This window comes from Sphingomonas mali NBRC 15500, from assembly GCF_001598415.1.
Classification (GTDB): Bacteria; Pseudomonadota; Alphaproteobacteria; order Sphingomonadales; family Sphingomonadaceae; genus Sphingomonas; species Sphingomonas mali.
In genome coordinates this window covers 1-1650 of the sequence record NZ_BCYX01000091.1, presented here as the reverse complement: position 1 = coordinate 1650, position 1650 = coordinate 1, and the positions used below count along the sequence as shown (strand labels likewise).

At 61.6% G+C, this 1650-nt stretch carries 2 protein-coding genes; both read left to right on the top strand.

Features of this window, described 5'->3' with window-relative positions:
- Positions 1 to 138: 138 nt before the first annotated feature.
- Entirely contained in the window at positions 139 to 1074 is a 936-nt protein-coding gene (locus tag SMA01S_RS23890; protein ID WP_066827975.1) for a LysR family transcriptional regulator, read from the top strand.
- A gap of 156 nt (positions 1075 to 1230) precedes the next feature.
- A partial coding sequence (locus SMA01S_RS23885; RefSeq protein ID WP_157094126.1) for an SDR family oxidoreductase occupies positions 1231 to 1650 on the top strand: 420 nt, incomplete at its 3' end.

The following is a 1650-nucleotide window of genomic DNA, read 5'->3' as shown; positions in this document are numbered from 1 at the left end:
CGGGCACGTGCCTACGAATAGCCGCACCGGATTTTCCGCGGACCCGTTTCATCGTCGCGGAGAATCCCATAGATTATTGTCGAGAACGAACGGTTCCTGCCGCGCAGGGCGCCCGCGTTACACATACTGGAAGAATGAATGGACCGTATCGAGGCGATGAGGGTTTTCGTGACGGCCCTCGACGAGGGAAGTCTCGCAGCCGCTGCACGCAAGCTCGGACGCTCCCCCGCTGCGGTCAGCCGCGCCATAGCGTTCCTGGAGCATCACGTGGGCGCCGAGTTGCTTCACCGCACCACCCGTTCGATCAAGTTAAGTGAGGCGGGTGAGCGATATGCCGCTGCCTGCAGACGCGTGCTGATCGATCTGGAGGAAGCCGATCTGTGCGCGGCCGGAGAGCGCGCGGCACCACGTGGAACCCTCACGATCACCGCGCCGCCGATCAGCGGAGAGGAAATCCTACGCCCGGTGATCGACGCCTATCTCGACGCGAACCCGGCCGTTTCGGTAAATCTCGTCCTGATCGATCGCTACGGCAATCTGGTCGAGGAAGGTATCGACGTGGCGCTTCGCGTTGCACATCTACCCGATTCTTCCTTGGTGGCCGTACGGGTTGGGGGCGACGTCAGGCGGGTCGTCGTGGCATCACCGCGCTACCTCGCCGGGCATCCGCGCATTGTCGAGCCGGCCGACCTAACCAAGCATCGCATCATCACCACGACGCATTTCGGGCATGATGCTTGGGTGTTTCCGCCGGCCCCGGGCGGTTCGGTCGCGCGGTCGATCCATTTCAAGCCCCGGCTGGTGGTCAACAGCGTTCGCGCCGCGCTAGCCTCAGCCATAGAGGGCCACGGCGTGACGCGGCTCTACACCTATCATGTTGCCGAGCGCGTCCAGGAAGGCTCGCTGGAGATCGTGTTGCGGGACGCGGAGCCAGCGCCCTTGCCGGTGCACCTCATCACCCCTCAGGGACGAACGCTGGCCCCGAAGGTTCGAACATTCTTGGATTTCGCAGTTCCCAGGCTGCGTGCCGAGTTTGCGAGGCTTTCAGCGCAAGCCGACGCCCTGGACGACTAAAGAACTCGCTCATTCTTCCGATTGCCGGAAGGATGTCTGCCGAACCGCGGTTATTCAGTCGGCTCATGATCGACCCAATAATGGTGTCCGACCTGATTGAAGGGTCGACGGCGCAACCACTGAGGCGCCGGATACGCGTTCATATGGGAATGGATCATGAGCAACGAACAGAAAGTCGTCGTCATCACAGGAGCTTCGCAGGGTATCGGCGGCGCCTTGGTGAAATCCTATCGAGATCGCAACTATCGGGTCGTGGCGACCTCGCGCTCGATCAAGCAGGGAAGCGACCCTGACGTCCTCGCCATTGCGGGCGATGTCGGCGATCCGGCGACTGCGCAGCGCATCGTCAAGGAAGCGCTGGAGCGTTTTGGCCGGATCGACTCGCTGGTGAACAATGCGGGTGTCTTCATCGCCAAGCCTTTCGTCGAATATACGGCTGAGGATTTCGCCTCAAAGGTATCGACCAACCTCGCCGGCTTCTTCCACATCACGCAGGCGGTTGCCGCGGAACTGCTGAAGCAGGGTTCCGGCCATATCGTCAGCATCACTACCAGCCTTACGGATCATGCCATTGCA

Coding starts and splice junctions, on each gene's coding strand:
- SMA01S_RS23890 (WP_066827975.1), top strand. CDS start 139: ATGGACCGTATCGAGGCGATGAGGGTTTTCGTGACGGCCCTCGACGAG.